The organism is Bacillus sp. 2D03 (genome assembly GCF_003946765.1).
In the GTDB taxonomy this organism is placed as follows: domain Bacteria; phylum Bacillota; class Bacilli; order Bacillales; family Bacillaceae_G; genus Bacillus_A; species Bacillus_A cereus.
The window spans coordinates 313,486-339,994 of sequence record NZ_RPSJ01000004.1; the positions used below are offsets into that span (position 1 = coordinate 313,486).

Genomic DNA, 26,509 nt, shown 5'->3' on the forward strand with positions numbered 1-26,509 from the left:
ATAAGCAGTTGCACATTATGAACTACAACTAGCAGAAGATGTTGCTGCAGATGAAGCGGCAATCGTTGCCATCATGGCTGCCTGTTGTGCTTGTATGAGGACTTCTATCATTGTTTGTAAACCTGTGTTAGTAGCTTTACTTTCCTCACCTTTCTGACTTACGAACAGTTGAATAGCAATAAGAATATTTGTATCTGTATGCCAACGGAACAATTTATCCCCCTGCAATTTTTCAATAAATGCTCTAATAGAATGAATCTCTTTTTCTCCGTCCTCGAGTAACGCTAGTAGCCCGATAGCTGGGTAATGCATCTGTTTTACTTTTACCTTTTCTTGCTTTAACAAATTCCATATATTTGTACATTTTGCAACTAATAGTTCTTCCCTGACATCCTTCTTTAGTGAAAGAATATGACTCAAAAATTGAAGATCATTCCCTTTACGCAAACCAGCTGTCGCTAGTTTCTGATAAAGACGTTCCACTCGGTCCATAAGTGTTTCTACATGCTCTGATTGTCCTGCTAATAAAACTGCGAGCGGATAATCATTTGTACTTGTCAGAAAGAGGTGATCCTTTTTCATGCGTTTATATACTTGCATCGAACGCTGAATGTGCGCGCCATGCTGTTCATTTTCTTCTGTTAAAAGCACAGCTGCTGCGAGATAAGTAAATATACTCCGGCTAAAGCCACCAGTGACCAATTGTTCATATAAATCTAAAAACGTCCGAAAAGCTTCCTTGTAATCTGTAAAGTGAATATCTAATGTTGCGGCCACTACAAAACGATGATAAGACTTTAAGTATGAAAACATCCCTACCTCATTCTTAATATAACTACTAATTTCTAAAAAACGTTCGAGATTAAACAATTTATCACTACCTGCATACATAGCAGCAATCATCATTCCTGTTCGAGAATCACTCGTTTTCCATTTTAGTTCTCCCTTTAACTGTACATATGTATGTTTATATTGCTCTAACTTTTGCTCTAATGTAATCATAGTATTCACCCCTATTTCTAGTTCTTCTCTATCATTATACTTATATTCCATATTTAGGAATACTACAATTAATAATCACAACCTAAAAAATTATAAAATTCTCTAATCCTTCAAGAAGTTATACAAAAAAGGTAGATAATAATTTATCTACCTTTTTTGTATATATTATTTAACATTACAACTGTATTGCTTGTTATATGCAATTAAGACTAAAGAGCTTTAATAATACGTTCCATCGCCTTCATTTGCCCAATATGATCTGCTTCATGATAAAGCATCATACCGTAAAGCTCACCAACAGTTTCCAAGCCTAAAAATGGCTCTGGCAGTTTATTTTCAAATGCTTCTGCTGGAATTTCGTTAATACGCTTTGCTTGTTCTTTTAATTGAGCCGTTAACACTTCTAACGATGGTCCTTCTGTTTTCCATTTAGATGGTCGTGATCCATACCCAAACATACCTGGATATTCAGTTGGTAATTGTTTGAATTCTTTTCCAAACATGAAAACTTCTGCTGCTGTTAACACGTGACCAATATGCCAACGAATTGTATTGTTAAAACCCTCTGGCTGCATATCTGCAATTTTATCATCTAGCGTCTCCATAAATTTAAGTAATGCCCCGCGCGTTATTTCAAATTGTTTTAAGCCAACTAGTCTATTCACTTTATCGTTCTCCTTCTTGATGTACAATTTATTATGAACTAAGAATGTTCAATTCATTAAAGTTTTACCTTGTTTAATCTATCAGAAATAAATAAGAAATACATCTAATATGCTTATTAAAAATAATAAAAAGGTTCCCTCCTCGTAAATATAGAATTACTTACTATGTAAATAAAAGAGGAGTGTACTTACATGTTACATATTTTAAAACAACAATATAATCTTATTAGCTCTACAAGAGAAACTCTATTTTCATTTTTGGAAGAAATCCCACTAGAAAAATTACATAGCACTGTTCCGAATTTCGGGAGCGGTAGCATTATAAAGACACATATTCATGTAGCCGATTGCTATCGATACTGGCTTGGATCATTTGCATTTAAGCAAAAGCGAGCAGATTTTTCATTTGCTAGTGATGATGAAATTGAGCATGCAGATGTGGAGAAAGTCCGTGCTAGATTTAAGTTAGTAGATGAGACTGTACAACGTTTTTTAGATGAATACAATGACCGCTGGCTCGAAAATATATCAAATGAAGTAAAATGGCAAAAAGAACCTTGGAGCACAACACCGCTATGGCTTTTAACTCATACAGAGACACATGAGTTTCATCATAAAGGACAAATTGTATCGATGGCTCGTCACCTTGGATATACTCCTCCTGATACGGACCTTAGTTAATTCAATGGTCCATGATTACTAAAAAAATTAGACTGAATGCAAATCGAGCATGTTTTGAAATCCAATCAAAACATGCTCTTAAAATATTCTATCTTACATTCTCCATTTCCTCATCAATACCAAATAGTCTCCGCATAATTATATGCATCACTATTCGGAATTGCATGTTTCCCCTGCGCTTGTGCTTTTCTTGGATCTAAATCATATACCATTGGTGTATAGCATGATGTTTGCCCTTTATTTACAACACCATTTCCTCCAGCACTTCCGCAAGTGTATGCCTTTCCATCTGTTTTTCTAACAATCCTTGCATCAGCTTCATTATTATAAACTGCCAGGCGAGTTACAGTAACTTTTGCCCATGCTGTCTTACACGTCGTGCTAAATTTTAATTCCACATAAGAGTTTGAATCAATCCACTTCTTTTCTTTCGTTACTGCGGATTGATTACAGCTATTATAATAAGGACTTTTTCCATCATATGAATGGTCTTCCGCGTATGCTTTATCATTATTGGTCGTACTAAACACACTAGTTACGATGAGCAATGCCAGACAAAGACATGCGCTTACCTTTTTAAAAAGCTTCATAGAATTCCACTCCTTTATTAATAACGTGCTGTTTTCCCGTAACCATTATTAATCGTCACCGCTTCGGCATCAGCTGTATAACCAAAATCAGCAGTTAAATCAAACACCATTCCTGTATACGTACTCGTTTGTCCTGTTTTAATTGCTCCATTGCCACTATTAGAGTCTACTGATTTTTGGAATACACCATTTTTATATTTATTAATAACAGCGTAAGCATATACCCCTCCAGAAACAGAAGGAGCTGGTTGATCTAAAACAAGCTTAGACCATGCTGCATGACATTTATTACTGTAACGTAAATACACTGTCCCTACTTTTTTACTACCCTCATAAACTGCTGTAGACTTTGCATTAAATCCATCTGCATCACACGTTGTACTTCCCCCGTATACTTTCGTTGTTGCTGGATTTTTCCCGTCATAATAACTACTTAAATCAGTAGCTGCAAATGTACTTCCTTGAAAACTAAATAATACACCTATACTTGCCGCACTTAACACGCATACTTTCATTAACTTTTTAAACATTTTAAATTCCCCCTCAAAATGATTATGTATACTAAACACAACCTATACTGCTGTGTCAGCCCTCCTTCCATGCTTCCTAGAGGCATCTTACAGAAACGAATTAACGTTGTAAATTCCCTTATGATTATTGGAATATACGAAGAACTTTACTTATCCTTGTAAGAAAAAAAGTTGAGAAATACACATTTTATAGCATCCTTTATTTAAAACATAAAAGAACCGATACTTGTTACATGCAAGCATCGGTTCTTTATACAAAATTGCCATTTTTTCTTTTATATAAAATAAATATTTCTCCACTTAATCCGTTGTAAAAAACTCCCTCGTTACATCAATAAATTGCTGCAGTGGCAATGTCATCCATTTATCTTTATGCCAAGCAATTTGTGTATAAATCGGTGAGATTGCACTTTCTACATGTAACTCTTCTATCGTCCCTTCTCGTATATCTTTTTCTACTACTATCGCTGGTAAAACAGCTATTCCTAAATCTGCAATAACACATTGTTTAATTGCCTCTACACTAACGAACTCAATTTTATTTGCTGGATACACATCTTCTGTACGAAGTAGCTCTTCAAATAAAGTCCGGTACGAGCACCCTAGCTCTGTTAGCAACAACGTCTCACTTTCTAAATCTTTTGTAGAAATGGAAGCTTTCTCGAGTAAATGATGCCCTGAAGCAGCTACTATTTTTAATTCTTCTTTCATAAGCGGCTCCACATGTAAAGTATCTTCTGTTTTACATTCGTCCAAAATAAATGCAAGATCGACTTTTCCCTCCATCAATTGTTCCTTCGCATCTTTATTGGAATGCGCTGGTTTAAATATAAGCTTTATTTGAGGAAATTGTGCTTTAAACCTCTTTAATATAGAAGGAAGTCTATATGTACATTGACTCTCTTGCGCACCGATTATTAACGTACCTGCTATTTCTTCATCATCTTTCACAGCCATTTTTGCTTCGTTGCTGAGCGCAATCATCTTGTCGGCATATAGTTGAAACTTCCTACCTGCTTCAGTTAAGAAAAGGCGTTTTCCTAATCTTTCAAATAACGGCGTACCTAACTCAGCTTCTAACGTTTTAATTTGCGCTGTCACACTCGATTGAGCAAAGTTTAATTTCTTCGCAGTTTGTGTAAAATTCAAAGTATCCGCCGCTACTTTAAATGTAATTAATTGTTTTATCTCCATTTATCGTCCCTCTTTTCAATCGATATTCCCGATTGATTTCATCGAAATAATCCTCTTTGTCTATTGATATTTGTATTGTATGATAAAGAGCATCTACAAACAATAAAAATGGAGGTATTCCATATGAAAGCACTTTGTTTCGAACAGTTCGGAAATCCGGATGTACTACAATATAAAGAACTAAATGATCCAATCATAAATCCAAATGAAATTATTGTCCGCACGAAAGCAATCGGTTTAAATTTCGCCGACATTTATAGACGCCGCGGTGATTATCATCTCGCTGGTACCCCGCCTTTTATATTAGGTTATGAAGGGGCTGGCATTGTTGAAAAAGTAGGAGCTGACGTTACGAATATTAATCCTGGAGATCGTATTGCATTTGCTGATGTCCCATTTGCAAATGCAGAGCTAGTTGCTGTTCCGTCTGAGAAAGCAATTAAGCTTTTAGATTCTATCTCTTTTGAAACAGCCGCTTCTGTCTTATTGCAAGGTCTAACCGCACATTATTTAACGAAAGATAGCTATGAGATAAAACAAGGTGATATAGCTTTAGTACACGCTGCAGCTGGTGGTGTTGGGCAACTTCTTATTCAAATAATTAAACTACTAGGCGGAAAAGTAATCGGCCTAACGTCATCAAAAGAAAAAGCAAAGATAGCTACATTAGCTGGTGCTGATCACGTTTTTTTATATACGGAAGCATGGCATACAAAAGTAGTTGAAATAACAAATGGTGATGGAGTAAATGTTGTATATGAATCAGTAGGTTCTACATTAGAGGAGAGTTTTAATGCTACTAAAACTGGCGGTACTGTCGTATTTTACGGAATGGCCGGCGGTAATCCTGCGCCAGTTGATCCACGTATGCTTATGGATACTTCGAAAACTTTAACTGGCGGAGACCTTTGGAACGTGCTTACATCTTATGAAGAGAGAATAGAACGCTCCTCTCAATTATTCGAATGGATTGCGACCGAAAAATTAAAGATCGCAAGTTCTACTACATTCTCTTTACAAGATGGTGCCCGTGCTCATGAATTATTAGAGAGCCGAAAAAGCACAGGGAAGATTTTATTGATCCCATAATCGTTCCAATAAAAAAGGAAGCTAGAATGTATTTCCTTGCTTCCTTTTTTAACGTTATTTATGTTCAATTGTAAAGTGATAATAAAGTTATTTAATTCTGATCTAAAAATATAAGAGCCTGGCTACAAATCATATTGTAGTAAAGCTCTTTAAAGTTGTTTAATTTCTAACCATTTAAATGTGCTTGTAGACAAAAATTAATAATAAAGTTGTTTAAATCTTGTTCAACTAAAGCACCCGTTAGTTCAATAAGAAAAAATTATCTATTATTATTAAAGTGGCCCCCCTTCAAAACCAATAGGCCATCCATCGTTTTTAAATTTTACTTTATACTGAAACTCAAAGTGACCATCATAAATAAAAGCTAAACTAAACCCAGAAAATATATAATCGTCAAAATTAACCATCTTTCCAAAAAATATTGTGGATAGATAGTAGTTCTTCATTTCTTGATTAGGGAAGAATTTCTGTAAATATTTTAATGCACAGCTTATATGTAGATGGAGTTCATCGAATGTTTTTTCTGCCATTTCGATAATCTCCATATCGGGATTTTCATTATTCCCCTGAATAATAATCTCCACATCTTTCCATTCTCCGATATTAATACTATAAAACCACCGTTTTTGAATGAGATACTTCTCTTTTTCGTATACAGGGGGATTAACTAGTTTTAATTTTTTTACCTCATCTTTAGTTAACGGTTTATCAAGAATAAGCTTTTTATGCAAAATTTCTTTGATATTAGAGACAATATATTTAGATTTGTTTAATTCTAAAGAGTCCATTTTCCACCTCATAAACTATAAAATAAAGTAAATTCCCCCTTAAGTATATCATCATCCTTATTCAACTATCCTGCACCGTTAATTCAATAAGAATTAAACAACTTTATTATTTTCAAAGGACTTTATTGTAAATTAAACAACTTTATTATCTCTTAACATCAATCTCGCTTCTTTTCAATAACCCTGTTATTTATATTTTTTCTCTACGCTTCTCTTTCTAGGCCCCTCATTTTTAAGTTTATATAATAAATGAATCTAAATATTAAAGGAAAGAACAAACCTCCTGATATCAACGATCCAATAAATACAGTATCAATAAAAGAAAGAATCCCAAATAATAGCATTCCAAAAAAATAAAATACAACTGCACTCCAATAAATAAAACGTGGAAACTTAGTTTGGAACGAATCACCTTTTTCACACGGTTTCCCAAATAACAAATGAACGAATTTAATCAACATAATCACTTCTCCATATAATTGTTAATATTCTTTTCTTCTTAGAATTGAACATAAATCACATACCATGTACCACCCATATTCACACATTCCTTACTTTGTTTTATCCCACTTTAATGGGCAGTAAGACCCCCACCTCAAAATGCAGCGAAAGCAAAGAAGTTAGGTGGGGGTCGGGCTGCCCATTAAAGTCCGATTGGTGAGGGCTGATAATCAGTGGGGGATGAAGAAAACCCCACTGATTAAAGTTTCACTTTATTTCTCGTATACTTACTTTAGATTCCGAGATGAAATGTAAGGCTAATGTCCCTCCAATACACTGCAAACTAATTTGTTGTTCCTACTCTCTAATTATACCATTACAATAATTTTCATAGTTCATTTTTAACGGAATATTCCGATTCGAATTAATAAATGATATATAAAAAAATAAAAAGGAAGCTAGAGTTCTCTACCTTCCTTTTCTTATTTTTATATTTCCACACTTTCTTTCCCTTTTGCAACGTAACTCATATCTCCAACAGACTCGACTGTGTATGTTCCATCTTGATATACAATCTTCGTCACGCTAGCATTTTCCACTCCAAGTTTTGTTTTGCTACTGTCTAACATTTCTATTAAGGTAGTAATCAAAAGCCCATGAACGACAACTAAAACGTTACCGCCACCATTTGCAGCAGATTCTTCACTAATTTTATCTATCTCTGTTTTTATACGAGTAGAAAACAATTCCCAATCTTCCGCCTGTTTTGTCGGATCTGCTACTCTAATAAGATTAATCACTTCTTGAATAGAAAGCTTCAAGAGTTCTTCTGGTGATGCAACGCCTGCAGCTTTTCCAACCACATCCCACATATTCTCAAGTTTTTCACCTTCAAAAATACCGAAATTTAATTCTCGCAAATCTTTTCTTTGCTCAAGTTTTACTTTTGATTGCTCACTATATTTTAATACTAAATTAGCAGTTTCAATTGCGCGGCCGCTATCACTACTATATGCGTTCATAAAATGAATATCTTTTAATCCTGTTCCTAAATTTGTGGCAACTTCAACACCTTTTTCTACTAAAGGAGAATCTGCCCAACCTTGCGCGCGATGATTCGTATTTAATATTGTTTTACCGTGTCTTGTAACATATAACGTCACTACATTCTCATTGCTATCTGTTTCTCGCTTATTCATTTCATTCTCTCCCTTTACGTTTCTATATCAATTTTACCACCTCAATTATTCATTGAGCAAAATATACGTCAGTAGATCCGCTTAATAAAAAAAGCTATCTTTCTGTATATCCATACAAAAAGATAGCATCTTTTATGATTACATTTCTTAACCGGTACTCCTACTCAGCAAAAGCACTCGAATATTGTACAATTCCTTCTACACCTCGAAGAGCATTTTCTGTTAATTCCTTTATCATAAATACCTCTTCAGGCACTTCAAACGGTGCTTTTACATTCCACTCACTTGCTTTCTTAAAACCAAATTTCGGGTAGTACTCTGGATGTCCTAATACTACAACTGATCCGTATCCAAGTTCTTTCGCTTTTTCTAAAGCAGCCGTGATCAGTTTTCCACCAATTCCTTTCTTCTGATGACCCCTAGCAACTGAAACTGGTGCAAGTGCTAACGATTCTACAGAAGTTCCACCTTGTTCTATTGTAATTTTCGATAACATAATGTGACCAACTATATCTTCATCTACCGCAACAATTGATAACTCCGGAACAAATGCTTCACATTCTCTAATACGTTTTACAAGTTCATGTTCTGTTTTATCACTAAATTCTTCAAGTGAAAATACTTCTTTTACGACTTCTTCTGTTTTTCTATAATCATTTTTTTGTTCTTGTCTAATCGTTACCATTTTAACTTATCCTCTATTCTTTCTTATTTCTTTTTGAATTTTACGCAGTGCTTTTTTCGATCCACGCTCAATATCATGTTGCATTTTTCTCTCTTTATAATCGACAAATAGTGTATTTAAATCGTATCCCTCTGGGTATAATTCCTTCGCTGCTACCTCTAAATTCATACGTTTTACATTTACTTCAACGAATTCACCGTTATAATATACAACAACGTTATAAAAATTATCTTTTTCCTTATAGATGATACCAAAATCATCATAATCTAATAAATTCACACGATCGCCGATTTTGTACTCATAATGAAATTCTCTTTTTTCTTGTACAAATTTCGGTTTTCTAATTTTACTTTCATTCACTTTTTCTAAGGCGTACTCTTTATTTCCCATGTACTCTTTCGCTCTTTTCAGCACATGTTCTTTTACGCTCATTTTATTCGCAATCCAAAGTGCATTACTTTCTCCTGATTTTCCGATAACTAATTTATAAAGCGGCTCTAGCGTTTCACTATTAAACTGCATCGCTGCATTCATAAAGTCATCGTGCATTTCTGAGAATCGTTTAATTTCTCCGTAATGCGTACTCGCAACGGTAATACATCCCGCAAGGTACAACTCTTCTAAAATAGAAATTGCAAGTGCTGCTCCTTCATTCGGTTCAGTCCCGCTTCCTATTTCATCAAATAATAACAACGTATTATTATTTGACATCCTCATAATCTCAGAAAGATTTTTCATATGAGATGAAAATGTACTTAGTGCATTTTCGATACTTTGATTATCACCAATATCTACAAATACATTTTCAAAAATAGCGATTTCTGTACCTTTATCTCCTGCAATATGAAGACCTGACATTGTAGCTAATGTTAACAATCCAATCGTTTTTAACACAATTGTCTTTCCGCCCGCATTCGGCCCTGTAATAATTAAACTACGATACTCTTGACCAATTTCAAAATTTAAGGGTACAACTTGCCCTGTTAAAAGCGGATGCTTACAATTCACTAAATGAATGTAGCCATGATCATTTAACTTCGGCTCTATTCCATCAATTGATTTACTAAACTTCGCTTTTGCAAATACCATATCATACTGACTAATTAGCTCCATGTTAATCTTTATACTATAAATGTTTTCTAACACCATTCCTGATAAAGTCGCTAAAATTTGATATTCTTCAACCGCTTCTTCTGCTTTCAAACCCGCTAGTTCCGCATTCAATTTCGTAACCGTATGCGGTTCTATAAATACAGTAGAACCTTTTGCCGAGGCTTCAATAATACTTCCAGCAACTTGGTTTTTATAGGAAGATTTAATTGGAATCGTATAACGGTCATCCTTTTTACTAATAAAGAATTCCTGAATGAATTTCTTATTTGCACTACTATTTAAAAACTTTGTTAAACGTTCTTTTATTTTCCCATCTACAGAATCGATATTATTTCGAATTCGTTTTAACTCTTTACTTGCAGCTGCATCAATACTATTTCCTTTAATTGAAAAGTTAATTTCCTCTTCAATACTTTTATATTCAGTCATTGAATTTGCATAAGAAGCTAATACTGGTGCAAAAAATTCTTTATCTAACATAAACTTTTTAATCTTTCTACATCCGCGTAAAAAGTCTGAAACACTGACTAATTCTTCTGGATCTAAAATCATCCCTTTTTCTAATTTTTGAATTGTACTAGCAATATTAGAAATGCCGAAGAAAGGAACATGCCCTTCTGCATCTAATATAGCTCGTGCTTCTGTCGTTTCATTCAACCGATTTCTCACTACTTTTATACTCGTACTCGGCTCTAATTTGTTTAATAATTCCTTACCTAATCCACTTACACAATAAGATTTCACTATATCCTTTAATTCGTTATATTGTAGCTTTTCAAAAGTCATCGTATTCATTTTGTTTCTCCTCACTATGATTGATTTTTATCATAAATGAAGATACCTACTCATTAGATTCCAATGAGTCATATATAAAATCCCATAATTATACAATAAAAACATATACAAAAAAGCTGCGGGGATACCGCAGCTTTTACATTTACAAGGCATTTGTAATAACATATGAGGAAATAAGCCATAAAAAAATAGATGGCAGTCCCTTATTACACGCTTTATAAAGTATTGTAGGTATCTTCATAGGTTTTGAAATAAATGCATGACAAAATTAGGGGTATGATGTACATAAAAATCCCCTGGTCTTATCCGATTTATTTCATTAAATTTTTCCTATTTAGTACCTACCGCACTCACAAAAAGCACCTCTCATTAATTTATATTATAGTCATTGAAATCTAATTTACTGAAATCATCATACTATATGTTTTGTAAGAAGTAAAGGTGTCAAACTATTTCCTTGCAGACTGTAAAATGTTCATATAATCAACCTTTTTCTCAAGGGTCTTTTTCGCATCTTCAGCCGTTACTATATAATCTACAGGAATATTTTGTAGTACATCCTTATTAATATTTGGCAACTGAATCGTTATATCTTCTACATTACTTTTACTATTTTCAATCGTTTTATTAAATTCCTGAATACTTCTTGCAACCCCCGCTAATGTTTCCATATGTACAGAATTGTTTACATCTAAAACAGTATTACTTTTAAAAACTGCCGTATAATACTGTTGCAAATTTTTCTTCGCTATTTGTTCCTCAGTATTCTTATCGGAAACATTATCCCCAGTCTGCATTTGATCAAAAGTAAATATAGTGTTTTTCTCTCCATAATATGTATTAAATCTTCCTTGTAAATTATTTGCTTCCTTTTTCTTTTCATAGTTATCATTATTTACTTCTGGAGAGATTTGCCCCTCGAAGTACAGTTGAAATTGCAAGTGTGGTTCATCGACTTGCTGCACAGTAACTATCCGCCCCTTTGGACCAAGGAAGTCCTTTCCGTTATCCAGAGTTTCAACTCCGTTTAATTTAACAACCATACCATACTCCGATTTTGTATAACTTTGTGCTTTTTGTTCAATTTCTTCATTCGATATATCACATGATGTTAATAGTAATAAACTAAACATTATACTATATTTCATTATTGTTCTTTTCATATTGCCTCTCCTTTTGCTACTACCACCTATACAGAAATGTGCCTATGGATTTTAAATTACGATTTATATAAAGAACTTCTTCTAAAAAGCGCTACATCAAACTATCTTCGCTAACTTGAATAATAAAAACTCATCATCTTGCTTTAGAAAACACTAATAACCACAAGTATAAAAATACCCATTAACTATCATTTTATGATAATAGTGTAATTTTGCATTATAATAATTTTATCGTAAAGCAAATATAATATCTATTAAAATCACATTAAAAACATACTAATATTTAGTTCTATAGCAATCACAGTAAGGAGATGTTCCTCGAGTACGAATAAGATGACATTATTTATTCCAATGCATCTCTTGGTGTTTCAAAAGCCGACTAGTTCATTTATAAACATAAAGATTTAGGAAGGATAACAATATAAAAAGAAGAGGAAAACTTATATTTCCCTCTCCTATTTCATCACCAAATTACTGCTGAACATATATGGAAACTGATCCTCCACTTACTTGGAATTGTCCCCAACCATCCTTATTAATTGTTACAGTATTTGTTTGATTACCCGTAATATCGTACCATACTTCCCCTGCGTTATTCTTTCCAACATCCATCCACTTTGCCCCTCCTGGTCCATCAGAGATTAATGTTGCTAAACCAGAATTAGCATGTACACTATCACCTTCTCTTGTCCAGCCAATCACATCTTGATGATCAAAATAATCACGTTGCGTACCATATGCAAAGTTTTTTCGTGCCATCAAAATCGGATCAATTTTATCCTTTAACGCTGGAATTTCATAGTTACTATTTCCTTTTGTACCATAGTAATCACCATAGAAAACAGAAGGATACCCCTCTGCACGCGTTAAAATAAATGCATATGCCAGCGGCTTGAACCAAGGGCTCACTACAGATTCCAATGACTGACCAGGCTGTGAATCATGATTTTCAACTAGAGTAACCGCAAGTGTAGGATGATTCGCAACTACCGTTCCTTTTAAAATATTTCTCATATCATAATTTCCATTTCCTGTTGAAGCATAATGAAAATTATAATGAAGTGGTGCATCGAACACAGATTGATTATAATTAACCTTCGCTAAATAATTATTTAAAGTCTGGATATCATTTTGCCAATATTCAGCTACTGTAAACATTTCTTTCCCTGTTTGCTGTCTAACGTGATTTACCCAATCGCGCAAATATTCATGATCAATATGTTTAACAGCATCTAAACGAAAACCATCTAAATTTAATTCATTCGCATACCACGTTCCCCATTTTTTCATTTCATTCGCAACATCTGGATGATCAAAATCAAGATCCGCATACATCAAATAATCATAATTCCCATTCTCGCTAGACACTTCCCAGTCCCATGCTTTACCTATGCCCCTAAATTTATAAATTCGGTTTAATTTCCTTCCTTCATCCCAATCCGTTCCATCAAAATGATACCATTTCCATTTGAAATTAGAATAAGAATCTCCACGCCCTGGAAAGTTAAATCCCGTCCACGCACTAATTTCATAATCACCTGATACTTCAATATTCCGATTGCTCGGGTCTACCTCAACTGCTGTGACAGTTTCTGTATAATCAGCCCCACCTTTATGATTCATAACTACATCACCGTATACATTGATGTTTTTCTTATGTAAAGCGTCAATTGCAGACTTCAATTGTGCTTTCGTCCCATATTTCGTCCGCACTGTTCCCTTTTGATTGAATTCCCCCAAATCATATAAATCATATGCTCCATATCCTACGTCATTTTGCGTAGTTCCTTTATATGCAGGTGGTATCCAAACAGATGTAATTCCTTTTTGCGCTAAATTTTCAGCATCAGTACGCAAACGATTCCAATGATCTCCATCATTCGGAGCATACCATTCAAAATACTGCATTAACGTTCCATTGTTAACTGTATCTGCATATGCTTTACTCCCCTCATATATACTAGGTAAAAACATAACAACTGACAATCCGACTATTGTTATTCTTTTAAACATCTGTACACCATCCCCTTCCAAGAAAGCGTTTGCATAGTTTATCAGAATTATTATAATATTCGTCCCACCGTTAGTAAAGTAGCAATCTCTCACTCTCTCATATTATTTTTAATCTAATTTCAAATATTCAACGTAGTTTTAATTTCACATCCTATTCAAGATTGTTTACAATTTACCTATAAAAGCATAACGGAGGGATTTCGATGACAGACTTTCAAAAACAATTTTTCGCACGATTACATATAGAAGAAAAAGACACAGTTTCATTTGAAGATTTATCTAACATTATGTACGCAATGGCACAAACTGTTCCTTTTGAAAACTTAAATATTCTCGAAAAGAATTTTAAAGAAATATCAAAAGAAAATTTGAAAGAGAAAATTTTAGTAAATAACCGTGGCGGTCTTTGTTATGAACTCAATCCTACTATGTATTACTTCCTGAAAGATTCTGGATTCGATGTTCATCTCGTTTCAGGAACAGTTTATAACGCTGCAAACTCCATATGGGCTGTTAATTCTGGCCATATCGCAATCGTTTTAACACATCATAATGAACTTTATTTAATTGAAGTAGGATTCGGATCATACTTACCTCTTGCCCCTGTCCCTTTCTCAGGTGAAGTCATTCACTCTGTTACAGGAGATTATCGTATTCGTAAAGAAATGACCGAAAAGGGAAACTACATTTTAGAGATGCGGAAAAACAATGAGTTCTTGGATCAATCTTCTGCTGATGATTGGACGTTAGGCTATGCATTTTATATAGAAGAAGTGGATGAAGAAAAAGCAAATACAGCACAAAAAATTATCGTTGAACATGAAGGATCACCCTTTAATAAAGTACCTCTTATTGTAAAACTAACTGAAGATGGGCATGCCTCTTTAACGAAAGATAGCCTTACAGTAGCGAAAAATGGTAAAAAAACGAAAGAAACCGTTACAAACATGCAATATACAAACCTTTTACATTCAAAATTCGGAATTACACTATAAGTAAGTAAGCCTTGTTATTTTAGCAGGGCTTTTCAATTTTCAGCAGGGATTTTTTGCAATTTGTTGTATTTCATAGTTATATAGAAATATAACTACATGTTTAGAAAGGAAATGATTATGACAGAACTTAAAGATCGATTACAAGTAGCTGATATAGAAAAATGGGATTTAACAGACATTTACCATACAATTGAAGATTGGGAAAGTGATTTTCATAAAATTGAAGTATTAACGAAGGAATTACACGAGTTTAATGGAAATATTCACGACGGCAATAGTTTATTAGCTTATTTAACGAAGAGTGAAGAAATTTCTAGCATAATATCTTTAATGTTCGCTTATGCACGATTACAATCTGACCTTGATACACGCAATACTGACGCGCAATCTCTTGTCGATAAAGTATCACAATTACACGTGAAAGTAAGTGCAGCGAAATCTTTCTTTTCCCCCTTCTTACTTAGCATAGACGAAAACACATTACATTCTTACATAGAAGAAACAGAAGGCTTACAATATTATAAAGAAGACTTATTTGAATTATACCGTTATAAAAAACACGTATTAAATAAGGACCAAGAAGAAATTTTATCACAAATGGGTGAAGCTCTTTCTTCTCCACAGCACACATTTGGTATGTTAAATAATGCAGATATATTATTTGGTGAAGTGACGACTGACGATGGAGAAAAAGTGAACTTAACACGCGGAATGTATGCAAAGTTAATAGAAGATACGAATCGTGAAAAGCGTAAAGAAGCTTATAAAGCATATTACAAACCATATGTTCAGTTAAAGAATTCCATCGCATCTACTTTATCCGCTGCTATTAAAAATAATGTTACTGTTTCGAAATTAAGAAACTATCCATCAGCGCTAGAGAAATCATTATTTGGCGATATGGTTCCGAAAGAAGTATATGAAAACCTAATTGATACAACGAAAAAAAACATTCAAACATTACATACATACAATGAAATTCGAAAAGAAAAATTAAACGTAGATGAACTAAGACAATACGACTTAGGCGTCGATTTAGTAGAAGGTGCAAAACAAGACATCCCATATAGTGAAGCATTTGACATTATGATTGCATCACTAGCTCCTTTAGGAGAAGAATATATTGAGACATTAAAAAGTTTTAAAGATAAAAGATATATAGACGTAAGAGAAACACCAGGGAAACGTTCTGGTGCTTATAACTTTGGTGTATACGGCGTTCATCCTTTCATTCTTTTAAATCATCACGATGATTTAAACAGCCTGTTCACTCTTACTCATGAATGCGGTCACGGTATGCATACGCACTATTCACATGGATACCAACCAAGAATTTCTGCACATTATTCTATCTTTGTCGCAGAAGTCGCTTCTACAGTAAATGAAGTGTTATTAATTCACTATTTATTAAAAGAAGCAAAAGATACGAACGTGCGTAACCATTTAGTTAACCATTTTATTGAGAAATTTAAAGGTACTTTCTTTACACAAATTATGTTTGCAGAATTTGAAAAAATCACACATGAAATGGCTGAACAAGGTAAACCATTACATGCACAAGTCTTCAGTGAAATTTATGAAAAGCTATTTAAAGAATATAACGGTGATTCACTTGTATTTGATGAAGAAGTAAAATACGGATGGGCTAGAATCCCTCATTTCTATCGCCCGTTTTACGTATACAAATATGCAACTGGATTCGCATCTGCCATTCAAATCGCTGATAAACTATTAAGCCGTGATCCGGATGCTCAGAAAAATTATATTGAATTCCTTAAAGGCGGAAGTTCAGACTACCCATTAAACTTATTGAAAAAAGCTGGCGTCGATTTAACAACGCCAGAACCGATTGAAAGTGCATTAAAACAATTCACTCAACTTGTTGAGGAGTTTTCAACATTATAAAAAGCATGCAGAGTATATACTCTGCATGCTTTTTATTTGAATTACTCTATTCTATATGCTGCTGCGTCACACAATGAATCATACCACCGTATGCATACAATTCGTTAACATATATACCGACAATTCTTCTCCCTGGAAATTGACCTTCAATGATTTGAAGCCCTAATTTATCATGTTCATCACCGTATATAGGTACCAATACAACTTCATTACCAATGTAAAAATTTAAGTACGATCCTTTACAATCTGCTTCTTTTACCACTTTTCTTGTTACTGGTACTGGAATGAGCTGAAATGGCTTTCCATCTATATTTTTCGCTTGCCGCAATTCTTGATAATGCTTTTCGTACGCCTCCAAAAGGTATGGCTCTCCTTCATCGAAAGGATCATATTCATACAGTATCGTATTTTCATTTACAAACCGTGCCGCGCCATCAATATGATAATCCGTATCTTCATCATAATTATCTTCTCCGCGTATACCAGTTATCCATATAAAATTTGTTACTCCTAAATATTTCGTTAACTCCATTTCAATTTCTTTCTGACTTAGTGTGGGATTTCGATTTTCATTTATAATAGACGTTTTCGCCGCCATTAAGGTCCCGTTTCCGTTTATCTCAATTCCCCCACCCTCTAGACAGACACTAGATTCAACTTTTGGAATACGATACATTTCACTTATTTTATTCGGAATATTAGCGTCTTTTTCGTACGGATATTTATTTCCCCAACCATTAAATATCCAGTGCGTTAGGCAGCGATTCCCTTCCTTATCCGTTACAAAGATTGGTCCGTTATCTCGTATCCAAATATCATCAGTTTCTTGAATTAAGAAATCAATTTTATCCATATTTACATTAGCTTCAATTAACTTCGATTGGACATGTATTTTCTCTTCTTCATCACATACAACAATATGGACATTTTCTCCATAGTGAAGCTCCTTTGCCATCGATATCCAAATATCATCTAACTTAGCTCTGTAGCCTTCACCTCTATGTGCTTTATCATGTGGCCATTGGAGCCATGTACCTTCATGTTTCTCCCATTCCGCAGGCATATAAAACAAACTATTCTCTATATTTCTCATACGTGTTCACCCCTTATATGAATGTACGTACAGTCTATACTTTGACATCGTGTTAAGGTCAACAGGAATATCTTCATTTACTTGTAGCAACTTTATAAGGTGATTCTTTACTTCTCCTTTTTATTATGATAAATTGCTTTCATACATAGAATAAGGATTGACATAATGTTAATGTCAATCCTTATTCTCATTCTATTTTCGTAACTAGAAAACAAATTTGTGTCACATACTCTTCTGCTAAACAATCACATTCAGGTCCCTTTATATAAACCTCATATGGCGAATTAATTATTACATACCCATTTCTTTCAATCCATTCTTCTAACGCTATATAAGCGTAACCTATATAGTCGTAACTTCCATAATGCATAGTAGTAACGATATGATGTGGACTTAGTTGTTTCATTTCATACTCTTGTGCTACGTCTTCATCATTCCCCTGCATAACCGGAATTCTTAACTCAATATCACTGTTACTTGGAATATATTCTTCATCATAAAAGACTGCAGATGGAGAACCAACTATTTGAAAGTTATTTTTTTGTACCTCTTCATATAAGTCATAAAAATAATCATCCATATCATCTATATCTATTTTTACTCTTTGAGTAATTAACGTTACTTCGTTCCTCATTCCCATTAATATATCGTAACTTCTATGGCGAGCAATATTTAGACTACTATTCACCATTACCATTTCATTCATTTCTGAAATAACCTGTAAATTTTGTTTCACTTCCTGAGACAACTCGATAATTTGTGATTGTATATGTTGAACAAACGAATCTTGATCCGATGACTGCAAAACAATTTTAATTTTTGGAAGAGGAAATTTATACTCCCTTAGCTTTTTTATTTTCAGCGCTACTTCCAGTTGCTCTTGTTCATAATACCTATACCCATTAACCGGATTCACATATGCCGGTTTTAATATCTCCTCTTTGTCATAATGTCTTAACATCCGCGTACTCATTTTACAAATCCGAGAAAACTCAGCGATGGTATACATATCAATACTCCTTGAATATATTTTCTTTTCATTACTTATTTATTAAAACCAATCAAAAATCTTCTTCATTGAAAAATTTCCATTCTGATTTTTCAATCTTCTCATTTTCGAAGGTAACAAATGACTTGGACAATACCACGTTAAACAATTCATCGCGCCCCCCATTGTTGATATTTCTCCTACATGAATTTGAATAACTTGTTTCTCCGTATACTGTTGAATATATCGTAAAACTTCCTCATCTTTAGCTAGTCCAAACTTAGGAACATAAAGAGCATCACATGATTCTAACATATTTATATACAACCCTTTTGCCGATGCTATCTCTTGATCATATTGTCCTTTCTCTGTATATGATGAAGGAACAACTATAAATTCAGCTTCTGGCATTTGTTCTTTAATAATCTCTTGAACACTATATGTAAATTCATGATCTCCTAAAAAATCACTAATAAACATTGTATGTTCATCAATAAATTTAACCATTCCGTCTGCGTGTGCTAGTACATCCCCTTCTTCAGCAGGAATAATAATAACTCGGCTCACATCTAAATCCCATTCTAACTGCTCAATAATTTCCTCTTCTGTCCAATCATCGTTATCATCAAATATGCGTTCTGTTAATATTACAGTATCTTTTTTATTCCAAATAAGATTACCACCATCTAATATTAATGGGGATTTTACATATTCAAAGTCATTCTTTTTCAACCATTTATTAAATTGTTGATCTAAATATCGCCCTTGATCATCTGGCAAATAATTTGGTCGATATTTAAATTTAACTAGATGATTTGTGACAACCGGTGCAACATCTCTTAGCCAAATATCATCATACTCAAAACAGCTCGTATGAAAGTCTTGTTCTTCAACAGATAAAGATATAAGTTGATCCGCAATTGATTTCTTTTCATTTAAACATTCATTAAAGTAAATCAAGTCTTCATAAAATGGTTGATAATATTCATTTGATTCGTCTGGTATTGCAGTAAAAATAATGCCATTATGTTTTTGTTCCATATTATTCATCTCGCTTTTTAATAGTAGTTACATAACTGATTTTACAAAGCCAACTATTCCTAAATTTATGTCTTTTTTCGTTACAACTCATGCAACATGTACATTTTATGAATGGATTATAGCATGGAGAAATATTATATATTTATATAAAAAATATAAGGCTGACGTTAAGCCTTATATTGACTCTTGACAAGTTTTTTTAATACCATATTTTAAAACAACAATAAATGATTAAATGATAACTCGATTCATTACCATCCAATTTCAGTTCTTGTATAAACTGAATGACTTCTTTCATAAGAAACACACTTAGAATAACCCCTAAGCAAATTAAAGCTACATTTAAAATGTACTGTAAAACGATAGGGAAATACGAAAACACTATTTTAAAATTCTTTAACACAAACATTTTTCTCCTTTACCATATAAAACGAAAAGCGAATATACACTATAATTAATTTATCATTATATTAAAATTTTATTATTATAAATAATAAGGAACGACAAAATAGGTAATAAGATTCCACCTATTTTGTCTATATAGCAGAACAACGAAATTACAATCAATTACTTCAATGCAATGGGTTGTTGTTGTGTCACACAATGAATCATACCGCCGTTTTTATACAACTCTCTCACATCAATACCGACTACTTTATGACCTGGGTATAACTTCTGAATCGTATCGTTTGCGATTTTATCATTCGGATCATTATAATTAGGCACTAATACAACTGTATTTCCGATATAATAATTGATATATGACCCCTTATAATCGAGAGTTTTTCCATTTTCTAAAGCAACCTTTTCTTTACTAAGCGGCAAGTATTCATACTTATATTTCTGTCCTGAAGCATTTTTTGCATCTAACAATGTATCCATATCTTTATTAGATAAACCCCATTCGGCTAGGTCATCTTCTTTCATCGTTACAATGGTAGATTTATTATGGAATTTAGCAAATCCATCAATATGAAAGTCCGTAATATCTAAATTAGGTACTCCGTCTAACCAAATAAAGTTTGATACCCCAAGATCACTTATATATTTTTCAATTTCTTTTTCTGATAAATCAGGATTTCTATTTTTATTCGTCACCGCACTTCGAGTTAATAACGCAGTCCCATTGCTGTCTAATTCAATTGCGCCGCCTTCAAGGACAAATTTTCCCCAATCAATTCTTTCAATTCCTAATTGTTTACTAACATTCTTACGTATTTGAGCATCATTTTTATACGGTGTTTTCTTCCCCCAACCATTAAATGCTGGATCTAATATTTTGAGATTTTTATTGCTGTCATAAACAAAAATTGGTCCACTGTCCCTTACCCATACATCATCAGTAGGCGCGATAAAGAAATCAATCTTCTCCATATTTAACCCTTCATCTGTTAAAAGGTTATTGATTCTTTCTTTTTCTTCCTGGTCATATGCAACAATGTGGACTTTCTCACCCTCAGTTAAAGCACTTGCCATCTTAACCCAAATAGGTTCAACTTCCTTCTTATACTCTTCACCATATGTGTATTCATGTGGCCATTGTAGCCATGTACCTTCATGTTTATCTTTTTCATCTGGCATCGTATATTTCCCAGCATTTTTCTGTACCTCTACTTTTTCCCCTTCTTTCCCTTTAACATTTTCATTGTTACCCTCAAAAGAGCATCCACTAATAATCGTTGTAGATAATGTAGCTATTAAACAAAACTTTATTGCTTTTTTCATTTTTTCAACCTCCTGTTCTTGTCTCCAATAATGTAAAGCTTCACATAGTGTGAAGCTCAAGCTTTTTTATCAATGTAAAAATTACCAATTGTTCTTTGCATTCCTTAACATTTAACTACCTATTTAGATTTATTCAAATGCCAATCACCTTTCTTACCTATTTATCCCGCTATTTATGGGCAGTAAGACCCCCACCTCAAAATTCAGCGGAAGCAAAGAATTTAAGTGGGGCCCTGTTGCCCGTAAAAGCCCGATTGATGAGGGCTTCTACTCAGTGGTGGATGAACAAAGCCTCTCCACTGATTAAAGTTTCACTTTATTCAGTAAGTAAAACTTTACAAAATAAAAAAATCGGTATTGATAATTCCATGTCAATACCGATTTTTTATAATTATTTTCCTTCTATTAAATCATTCGCCATTTTCCTAAATTCTTGATTAAATGCATCATTCATACCATTTTGGACGTTAGAAAATAATATGACAAACGTTCGTTTATCCCAGTTAAAATTATTAAAAGTGTTCCAGCCAGCTAATACACCGTGGTTATGATAATAATCTGGGTAAATATAGAAACTAAATCCATATTTTCTTGCAGGTGATGCAGAAAACATATCTGATACACTTTGTTTAGAAAGTAGTTTACCATCCATAATAGCTTCATCTAACTTTTTCATATCTTCAACAGTCGTATACATTTCACCACAACCATACAGCCAGTTCATTTTTAAGCGAGGTGTGGCTATTAACTTATTATCTTTTTTCGTATACCCTTCTGCTAAGAAAATATCTTCTGGGAGTGTTGCGCCCATTCCAGATTCATGCATTTCAACAGGATTCAAAATATTTTCTTTCACATATTCAGCAAGTGGTTTATTTGATATTTTTTCTACAATATATGCAAGCACCATATAATTATAATCTGTATATTTCCATCCTGTCCCTGCTGGAAATTGTAACGTTTGTGCCCCAATCCACGTTACTAATTTTAACCGTGATGCTGCGTCAACACTACCTTGTCCCTGTTCTGGTAATCCAGACGTATGTGTTAACAAGTTTCGTAACGTAATGTTTTTATCTGCTGGAAACGATGGGATATATTTATTTACATTGTCTTCAATGTTCAACTTCCCTTTTTCTTTTAGTTGCATAATAGATATTGCAACAACTGTTTTCGTAATAGAGCCAATGCGATATTTCGTTCTTGGCGTTGTTAGTACTTGATCTTTCACATTCGCATAACCGTAGCCTTTTCGTAAAATGACATGACCTTTACTTGCTACAAGAACACTCCCATTAAATCCTTTATCTTTTAAGTACTGATCTAGTTTTCCAGCTGCAATTTCATAACGCTTTTTCTCATTCGCATCAATTTCCTGCTTAACATCTTTTTGCTTACTACTTACATTAGAAAATGCCTTTGCATCATATTTTTTTCCTTTATTTGCATGTATTAGTGTAACAACACTTCCACAAAAAACAGCAAAAATAAAGAAAATGATTAACCATTTCTTTAACATACTAGGAGCCCTCTTTTATCTAGTTTCACTTAACGTACATCCATTCTATTTTATATCTTTTAATTATCAAGTATATTATAATATTATTTAATATTCACTCTGTTAAAACTAGATTCCTTTTTCTCACTTTCAATTTTGACTACTCTCTATTGTATTTCTTTCTTGCAAAATTTCCAACATACAATCGGATGCATTACAATATAATTTCAAATTCTTTTGTAACATTTGTTACATACTAAAAAGAATGGAGATGTAATATGAAAAACACCGATAAACGCAATCGTTTAGATGATAAGATGTTTCATTATCGGATAACAAAAAATAACATATTATTAATTGAATATTACGGAAAACAGATTATGGCATTAAAAGGAAATGATGCTGAAAAATTTTTAAATAAAATAAATCATGCAAATAACAATAAAGAAAAACAGCTAATTATGGCTAAAATTACAGGTAATTTCAAAAGAGGTAATGAACGAAATTGAAAACGAATCTCATTTACATTTTGATTATACAACAAATAAAAAAAGAAATGTCGCTCATTCAACATTTCTTTAGACTTTCTTCATAAAAAATTTACATTGCTAACATTCCTTCATTTTCTATACTTCCTATATAAGCTAACCGCTGAAATAGTTAGTAATACAACTATGCATAACCACGCATACGTATATCCCTTCTTATCTACAATATAACCAAATAAAGCAGGCGCAGCAATAATAGCAATTTGATTTAATGTAAGTGCAAAACTCACTGTCATCCCTACCGATTCTTCACTTGCTGATTCCGCAACTTCAGTTATAAAAAGACTAAACCATCCAATTGAAAAGAACCCTAACAATGCACTTACACCATACAATACATTCGTTATTGTATGTATGCTCATTACTAATATTAGAATGAAGAAAATAGAAATACAAACAGTTATAAATAAGAGGGTACGCCGATTTCCCTTATAAAACAAATCACTAGTAGCTGCTAATATAACCCTACCAACCATTCCAGAAAAGAACATAACGGAAAATACTTTTCCAGCTAAAATTGGCGTGATTGATTGTTCCAATACTAAAAATTTTATAAAGTGTGCAACTAACACCATTTGCAATGAAATCATACAAATGCCAGTTATATAAATTGCATACAATTCTTTTTTACACATCACTTCTTTTAACTGCATCCAAAAAGAAAGTTTACTACGTTCTTGTTTAACTTTCTCTTGAATATATGGTTCCTTATAAAATATAAAAAATAAAAACCCTCCAATTATACAAATACATGCAATGCTATTTACCGCATAGGCCATATTATATTTTATTGTAAGAAACGGGATCAATACTCCCGCTAATGTACCACCAATCGGTATACCGGCTTGTCTAATCCCCATCGCTAACCCGCGATTTTCTTTTGAGAACCACTTCATTATCACCTTACTTCCTCCTGGCTGCGAAACACTATAAAACGTTCCTACTAATAAAAGTACAAAGAGTAACCCATTAAATCCATTGACCATATTAGTCAGTAAAAACGAACTTCCTAGTAAAAATGAACTTATCGAAATTAACAACTTTTCATTGTATTGATCAAGTAGCCGCCCGACAAAAAGCATACAAAATAGCGGTCCTATATTTACAACACTTACTAACAATCCAATCTCCGTATTCGTAAGTGCATATTCTTCTTTCCAAAATAAAGCAAACGCTCCAACACCATACGTTATAAGTGTCGCTGTTGTTTGAGCAACCGTCGCAAAAATTAACATAACCCACTTATAAGTACTATTCACCCTTTCTTCCATTAACACAATAATCCCTCCATCCCCTTCCATTGTATGAAAGTTCTGATATCATATAAAATAAAGATTTATCATGTAATCCATCAAAAAAAATGATACCTTTTCTGGAGGGATGATACTTGGATATAAAAGATTTAACTGTATTTTTCGAAGTTGCGAAAGAAAAAAACATATCTCACGCAGCTCAAAATTTAAACTATGTACAGTCTGGCGTAACAATGCGTATGAAACAACTAGAAAACGAATTAGGTGTGCCTTTATTTTACCGAAACGGAAAAGGTGTAACTTTAACTTCTAACGGTGAGATTTTATTAACATACGCCAAACAAATTATCCACTTAATGGATCAATCTGTTAAAGCAGTTCAAAGTAATGGGATCGAACCAAGAGGCACTTTAAAAATTGGATGTACAGAATCTACAACCGCTGTAAGACTTCCATCTATATTAACGGCCTATTATGAGAAATACCCAAAAGTCGAATTGATTTTAGAATCAAATACGACAGAACAATTAATTAGGCTTGTACTAGAACGAAAACTGGACGGAGCGTTTATAGCTGGCTCTACTCAGCATGCTAAACTTCATACAAATATATTTCGTGAAGAAGAATTAGTTCTCATTAGCAAAAAGCCTTTATCTTCCTTTAAAGAAATAGTAGACATGAATTTACTTGTATTTAGTCACGGGTGCTATTATAGAAATTTATTAGAAGATTGGCTTCAAGAAGAAGGAATTTCACCTAAGCGAGTATTTGAGTTTGGAACAATTGAAGCGATACTCGCATGTGTAAAATCAGGTATGGGCATAGCAATTATGATGAAGTCTATTTTAAATGGTCATAAACATGACATATCATTCAATCCTTTACCAAATAGCTTCAAAAAAGTTCCTACTACTTTTATTACTAGAAAAGATATATATCACTCTGCTGCATTACAAAAATTTATGGAGATGACTCACAATGCGTGAAAAGAAAATACGTGGTATGAAACGAAAAACAAACACTATGATAAAGCGAATTGAGGAACATATAAAAACGTTCCCTTCTACTTTCTATAACGATGAATATTGGAATATGCTATTGCCAGTTTCGCAAGCTTTTATTGACTCTCGTAAAACACCTAGAAAAGTAAAACGGTTATGTATTCAAACCTTATTAAATCAAGCAAATCATTTAATAAATATGAAACCGAGCGATACCCATACATATCGAGTTGTTGTTTTAATTTCTATAAATAATTTGTGGGATTCGCAAATCATTATATTTAAAAATGAGGACTACTTTCATAATTTCTTTAATAGAGATAGTGAATTTCAAAAATGGATTCTTCTTTCAAATGAAATTGATTTTTGGGAGACATGGGAAATGTCAGTTTATCATTCCTTCAAAACGCTTCACTTTCAAGAAATTATTTATGATGCAGATGAATGCTATGAAAAAGAGATTACATTTATCGGGGAGTTAAATTAAAAAGGGTATACCTAAAACACTGGTATA

26 protein-coding genes are annotated in these 26,509 nt (G+C 33.3%); 7 read left to right on the forward strand and 19 right to left on the reverse strand.

Annotated features, from left to right (window positions below; translation table 11 throughout):
• Window positions 1-15: 15 nt before the first annotated feature.
• Window positions 16-1,053, reverse strand: coding sequence for a DUF4003 domain-containing protein (locus EBQ15_RS12145; protein WP_002000363.1), 1,038 nt, complete (start codon window positions 1,051-1,053; stop codon window positions 16-18).
• A gap of 158 nt (window positions 1,054-1,211) precedes the next feature.
• The gene (locus EBQ15_RS12150) at window positions 1,212-1,688 is read right to left on the reverse strand and encodes a DinB family protein (RefSeq protein ID WP_181900353.1); all 477 of its coding nucleotides are present in this window, start codon (window positions 1,686-1,688) and stop codon (window positions 1,212-1,214) included.
• 171 nt (window positions 1,689-1,859) lie between these two features.
• On the opposite strand from EBQ15_RS12150, the gene EBQ15_RS12155 reads away from it, so the two are divergent.
• The gene (locus EBQ15_RS12155; protein WP_000902396.1) at window positions 1,860-2,348 is read left to right on the forward strand and encodes a DinB family protein; all 489 of its coding nucleotides are present in this window, start codon (window positions 1,860-1,862) and stop codon (window positions 2,346-2,348) included.
• Window positions 2,349-2,461: 113 nt separating this feature from the next.
• Here the strand turns inward: EBQ15_RS12155 and EBQ15_RS12160 are convergent, their stop codons facing one another.
• The 3 genes from EBQ15_RS12160 to EBQ15_RS12170 all read right to left on the reverse strand — a co-directional run bounded on the left by EBQ15_RS12160 (window position 2,462) and on the right by EBQ15_RS12170 (window position 4,662).
• Complete coding sequence (locus EBQ15_RS12160) at window positions 2,462-2,938, reverse strand: DUF2690 domain-containing protein (RefSeq protein ID WP_000765223.1); 477 nt, start codon at window positions 2,936-2,938, stop codon at window positions 2,462-2,464.
• Between the two features lie 17 nt (window positions 2,939-2,955).
• Window positions 2,956-3,468 (reverse strand): DUF2690 domain-containing protein, encoded by a 513-nt coding sequence (locus EBQ15_RS12165; RefSeq protein WP_000473735.1) that lies wholly within the window; start codon window positions 3,466-3,468, stop codon window positions 2,956-2,958.
• Window positions 3,469-3,768: 300 nt separating this feature from the next.
• The gene (locus EBQ15_RS12170; RefSeq protein WP_000403880.1) at window positions 3,769-4,662 is read right to left on the reverse strand and encodes a LysR family transcriptional regulator; all 894 of its coding nucleotides are present in this window, start codon (window positions 4,660-4,662) and stop codon (window positions 3,769-3,771) included.
• 123 nt (window positions 4,663-4,785) lie between these two features.
• Between EBQ15_RS12170 and EBQ15_RS12175 the strand changes: the two genes are divergently transcribed.
• A complete protein-coding gene (locus EBQ15_RS12175; RefSeq protein ID WP_000645241.1) occupies window positions 4,786-5,751 on the forward strand; it encodes a quinone oxidoreductase family protein in 966 nt (321 codons plus the stop codon).
• A gap of 272 nt (window positions 5,752-6,023) precedes the next feature.
• On the opposite strand, the gene EBQ15_RS12180 is transcribed toward EBQ15_RS12175, so the two are convergent.
• The 7 genes from EBQ15_RS12180 to amyS all read right to left on the reverse strand — a co-directional run bounded on the left by EBQ15_RS12180 (window position 6,024) and on the right by amyS (window position 13,948).
• Complete coding sequence (locus tag EBQ15_RS12180; protein ID WP_033683921.1) at window positions 6,024-6,539, reverse strand: hypothetical protein; 516 nt, start codon at window positions 6,537-6,539, stop codon at window positions 6,024-6,026.
• A 203-nt stretch (window positions 6,540-6,742) separates the two neighbouring features.
• Window positions 6,743-7,000, reverse strand: coding sequence for a hypothetical protein (locus tag EBQ15_RS31605; protein ID WP_000905655.1), 258 nt, complete (start codon window positions 6,998-7,000; stop codon window positions 6,743-6,745).
• Window positions 7,001-7,468: 468 nt separating this feature from the next.
• Window positions 7,469-8,179, reverse strand: coding sequence for a histidine phosphatase family protein (locus EBQ15_RS12190; RefSeq protein ID WP_001042052.1), 711 nt, complete (start codon window positions 8,177-8,179; stop codon window positions 7,469-7,471).
• A 160-nt stretch (window positions 8,180-8,339) separates the two neighbouring features.
• Entirely contained in the window at window positions 8,340-8,864 is a 525-nt protein-coding gene (locus tag EBQ15_RS12195) for a GNAT family N-acetyltransferase (RefSeq protein ID WP_000256479.1), read from the reverse strand.
• 6 nt (window positions 8,865-8,870) lie between these two features.
• A complete protein-coding gene (locus tag EBQ15_RS12200) occupies window positions 8,871-10,772 on the reverse strand; it encodes an endonuclease MutS2 (RefSeq protein ID WP_033693031.1) in 1,902 nt (633 codons plus the stop codon).
• Window positions 10,773-11,221: 449 nt separating this feature from the next.
• Entirely contained in the window at window positions 11,222-11,935 is a 714-nt protein-coding gene (locus tag EBQ15_RS12205; protein ID WP_000831441.1) for a hypothetical protein, read from the reverse strand.
• A gap of 471 nt (window positions 11,936-12,406) precedes the next feature.
• Complete coding sequence (gene amyS, locus EBQ15_RS12210; protein WP_000476402.1) at window positions 12,407-13,948, reverse strand: alpha-amylase; 1,542 nt, start codon at window positions 13,946-13,948, stop codon at window positions 12,407-12,409.
• Between the two features lie 203 nt (window positions 13,949-14,151).
• Between amyS and EBQ15_RS12215 the strand changes: the two genes are divergently transcribed.
• Both EBQ15_RS12215 and pepF read left to right on the forward strand, forming a co-directional pair.
• Window positions 14,152-14,943 carry an arylamine N-acetyltransferase family protein gene (locus EBQ15_RS12215; RefSeq protein ID WP_000129196.1) on the forward strand — a complete coding sequence of 264 codons (792 nt, stop codon included), beginning with the start codon at window positions 14,152-14,154 and terminating at the stop codon, window positions 14,941-14,943.
• 117 nt (window positions 14,944-15,060) lie between these two features.
• A complete protein-coding gene (pepF, locus tag EBQ15_RS12220) occupies window positions 15,061-16,848 on the forward strand; it encodes an oligoendopeptidase F (RefSeq protein ID WP_000137542.1) in 1,788 nt (595 codons plus the stop codon).
• A 46-nt stretch (window positions 16,849-16,894) separates the two neighbouring features.
• Here the strand turns inward: pepF and EBQ15_RS12225 are convergent, their stop codons facing one another.
• The 6 genes from EBQ15_RS12225 to EBQ15_RS12250 all read right to left on the reverse strand — a co-directional run bounded on the left by EBQ15_RS12225 (window position 16,895) and on the right by EBQ15_RS12250 (window position 23,214).
• Entirely contained in the window at window positions 16,895-17,941 is a 1,047-nt protein-coding gene (locus EBQ15_RS12225; protein WP_001244183.1) for an agmatine deiminase family protein, read from the reverse strand.
• Window positions 17,942-18,128: 187 nt separating this feature from the next.
• A complete protein-coding gene (locus tag EBQ15_RS12230) occupies window positions 18,129-18,950 on the reverse strand; it encodes a MerR family transcriptional regulator (protein ID WP_000287984.1) in 822 nt (273 codons plus the stop codon).
• Window positions 18,951-18,992: 42 nt separating this feature from the next.
• Window positions 18,993-19,970 (reverse strand): agmatine deiminase family protein, encoded by a 978-nt coding sequence (locus EBQ15_RS12235; protein WP_000435521.1) that lies wholly within the window; start codon window positions 19,968-19,970, stop codon window positions 18,993-18,995.
• A gap of 199 nt (window positions 19,971-20,169) precedes the next feature.
• Window positions 20,170-20,373, reverse strand: coding sequence for a hypothetical protein (locus tag EBQ15_RS12240; RefSeq protein ID WP_000916568.1), 204 nt, complete (start codon window positions 20,371-20,373; stop codon window positions 20,170-20,172).
• A gap of 164 nt (window positions 20,374-20,537) precedes the next feature.
• Window positions 20,538-21,695 carry an agmatine deiminase family protein gene (locus tag EBQ15_RS12245; RefSeq protein ID WP_000709184.1) on the reverse strand — a complete coding sequence of 386 codons (1,158 nt, stop codon included), beginning with the start codon at window positions 21,693-21,695 and terminating at the stop codon, window positions 20,538-20,540.
• Between the two features lie 391 nt (window positions 21,696-22,086).
• Window positions 22,087-23,214, reverse strand: coding sequence for a serine hydrolase domain-containing protein (locus tag EBQ15_RS12250; protein WP_000915172.1), 1,128 nt, complete (start codon window positions 23,212-23,214; stop codon window positions 22,087-22,089).
• Between the two features lie 257 nt (window positions 23,215-23,471).
• On the opposite strand from EBQ15_RS12250, the gene EBQ15_RS12255 reads away from it, so the two are divergent.
• Window positions 23,472-23,702, forward strand: coding sequence for a hypothetical protein (locus EBQ15_RS12255; protein ID WP_000798788.1), 231 nt, complete (start codon window positions 23,472-23,474; stop codon window positions 23,700-23,702).
• 110 nt (window positions 23,703-23,812) lie between these two features.
• On the opposite strand, the gene EBQ15_RS12260 is transcribed toward EBQ15_RS12255, so the two are convergent.
• A complete protein-coding gene (locus EBQ15_RS12260) occupies window positions 23,813-25,042 on the reverse strand; it encodes an MFS transporter (protein ID WP_002000388.1) in 1,230 nt (409 codons plus the stop codon).
• A gap of 86 nt (window positions 25,043-25,128) precedes the next feature.
• Here EBQ15_RS12260 and EBQ15_RS12265 point away from each other — a divergent pair, with 86 nt between their 5' ends.
• Together EBQ15_RS12265 and EBQ15_RS12270 are read left to right on the forward strand one after the other, a co-directional pair.
• Window positions 25,129-25,980 carry a LysR family transcriptional regulator gene (locus tag EBQ15_RS12265; protein WP_000351668.1) on the forward strand — a complete coding sequence of 284 codons (852 nt, stop codon included), beginning with the start codon at window positions 25,129-25,131 and terminating at the stop codon, window positions 25,978-25,980.
• Complete coding sequence (locus EBQ15_RS12270) at window positions 25,973-26,482, forward strand: DUF3916 domain-containing protein (protein ID WP_001208330.1); 510 nt, start codon at window positions 25,973-25,975, stop codon at window positions 26,480-26,482. The genes EBQ15_RS12265 and EBQ15_RS12270 overlap by 8 nt, the downstream gene beginning before the upstream one ends.
• Window positions 26,483-26,509 lie beyond the last annotated feature (27 nt).

Coding starts and splice junctions, on each gene's coding strand:
- EBQ15_RS31605 (WP_000905655.1), bottom strand. CDS start 7,000: ATGTTGATTAAATTCGTTCATTTGTTATTTGGGAAACCGTGTGAAAAA.
- EBQ15_RS12180 (WP_033683921.1), bottom strand. CDS start 6,539: ATGGACTCTTTAGAATTAAACAAATCTAAATATATTGTCTCTAATATC.
- EBQ15_RS12260 (WP_002000388.1), bottom strand. CDS start 25,042: ATGGAAGGGGATGGAGGGATTATTGTGTTAATGGAAGAAAGGGTGAAT.
- EBQ15_RS12190 (WP_001042052.1), bottom strand. CDS start 8,179: ATGAATAAGCGAGAAACAGATAGCAATGAGAATGTAGTGACGTTATAT.
- EBQ15_RS12160 (WP_000765223.1), bottom strand. CDS start 2,938: ATGAAGCTTTTTAAAAAGGTAAGCGCATGTCTTTGTCTGGCATTGCTC.
- EBQ15_RS12235 (WP_000435521.1), bottom strand. CDS start 19,970: ATGGAACAAAAACATAATGGCATTATTTTTACTGCAATACCAGACGAA.
- EBQ15_RS12195 (WP_000256479.1), bottom strand. CDS start 8,864: ATGGTAACGATTAGACAAGAACAAAAAAATGATTATAGAAAAACAGAA.
- EBQ15_RS12200 (WP_033693031.1), bottom strand. CDS start 10,772: ATGAATACGATGACTTTTGAAAAGCTACAATATAACGAATTAAAGGAT.
- EBQ15_RS12255 (WP_000798788.1), top strand. CDS start 23,472: ATGAAAAACACCGATAAACGCAATCGTTTAGATGATAAGATGTTTCAT.
- EBQ15_RS12230 (WP_000287984.1), bottom strand. CDS start 18,950: ATGTATACCATCGCTGAGTTTTCTCGGATTTGTAAAATGAGTACGCGG.
- EBQ15_RS12250 (WP_000915172.1), bottom strand. CDS start 23,214: ATGTTAAAGAAATGGTTAATCATTTTCTTTATTTTTGCTGTTTTTTGT.
- EBQ15_RS12175 (WP_000645241.1), top strand. CDS start 4,786: ATGAAAGCACTTTGTTTCGAACAGTTCGGAAATCCGGATGTACTACAA.
- EBQ15_RS12165 (WP_000473735.1), bottom strand. CDS start 3,468: ATGTTTAAAAAGTTAATGAAAGTATGCGTGTTAAGTGCGGCAAGTATA.
- amyS (WP_000476402.1), bottom strand. CDS start 13,948: ATGTTTAAAAGAATAACAATAGTCGGATTGTCAGTTGTTATGTTTTTA.
- EBQ15_RS12145 (WP_002000363.1), bottom strand. CDS start 1,053: ATGGAATATAAGTATAATGATAGAGAAGAACTAGAAATAGGGGTGAAT.
- EBQ15_RS12270 (WP_001208330.1), top strand. CDS start 25,973: ATGCGTGAAAAGAAAATACGTGGTATGAAACGAAAAACAAACACTATG.
- EBQ15_RS12215 (WP_000129196.1), top strand. CDS start 14,152: ATGACAGACTTTCAAAAACAATTTTTCGCACGATTACATATAGAAGAA.
- EBQ15_RS12205 (WP_000831441.1), bottom strand. CDS start 11,935: ATGAAAAGAACAATAATGAAATATAGTATAATGTTTAGTTTATTACTA.
- pepF (WP_000137542.1), top strand. CDS start 15,061: ATGACAGAACTTAAAGATCGATTACAAGTAGCTGATATAGAAAAATGG.
- EBQ15_RS12245 (WP_000709184.1), bottom strand. CDS start 21,695: ATGAAAAAAGCAATAAAGTTTTGTTTAATAGCTACATTATCTACAACG.
- EBQ15_RS12225 (WP_001244183.1), bottom strand. CDS start 17,941: ATGAGAAATATAGAGAATAGTTTGTTTTATATGCCTGCGGAATGGGAG.
- EBQ15_RS12155 (WP_000902396.1), top strand. CDS start 1,860: ATGTTACATATTTTAAAACAACAATATAATCTTATTAGCTCTACAAGA.
- EBQ15_RS12170 (WP_000403880.1), bottom strand. CDS start 4,662: ATGGAGATAAAACAATTAATTACATTTAAAGTAGCGGCGGATACTTTG.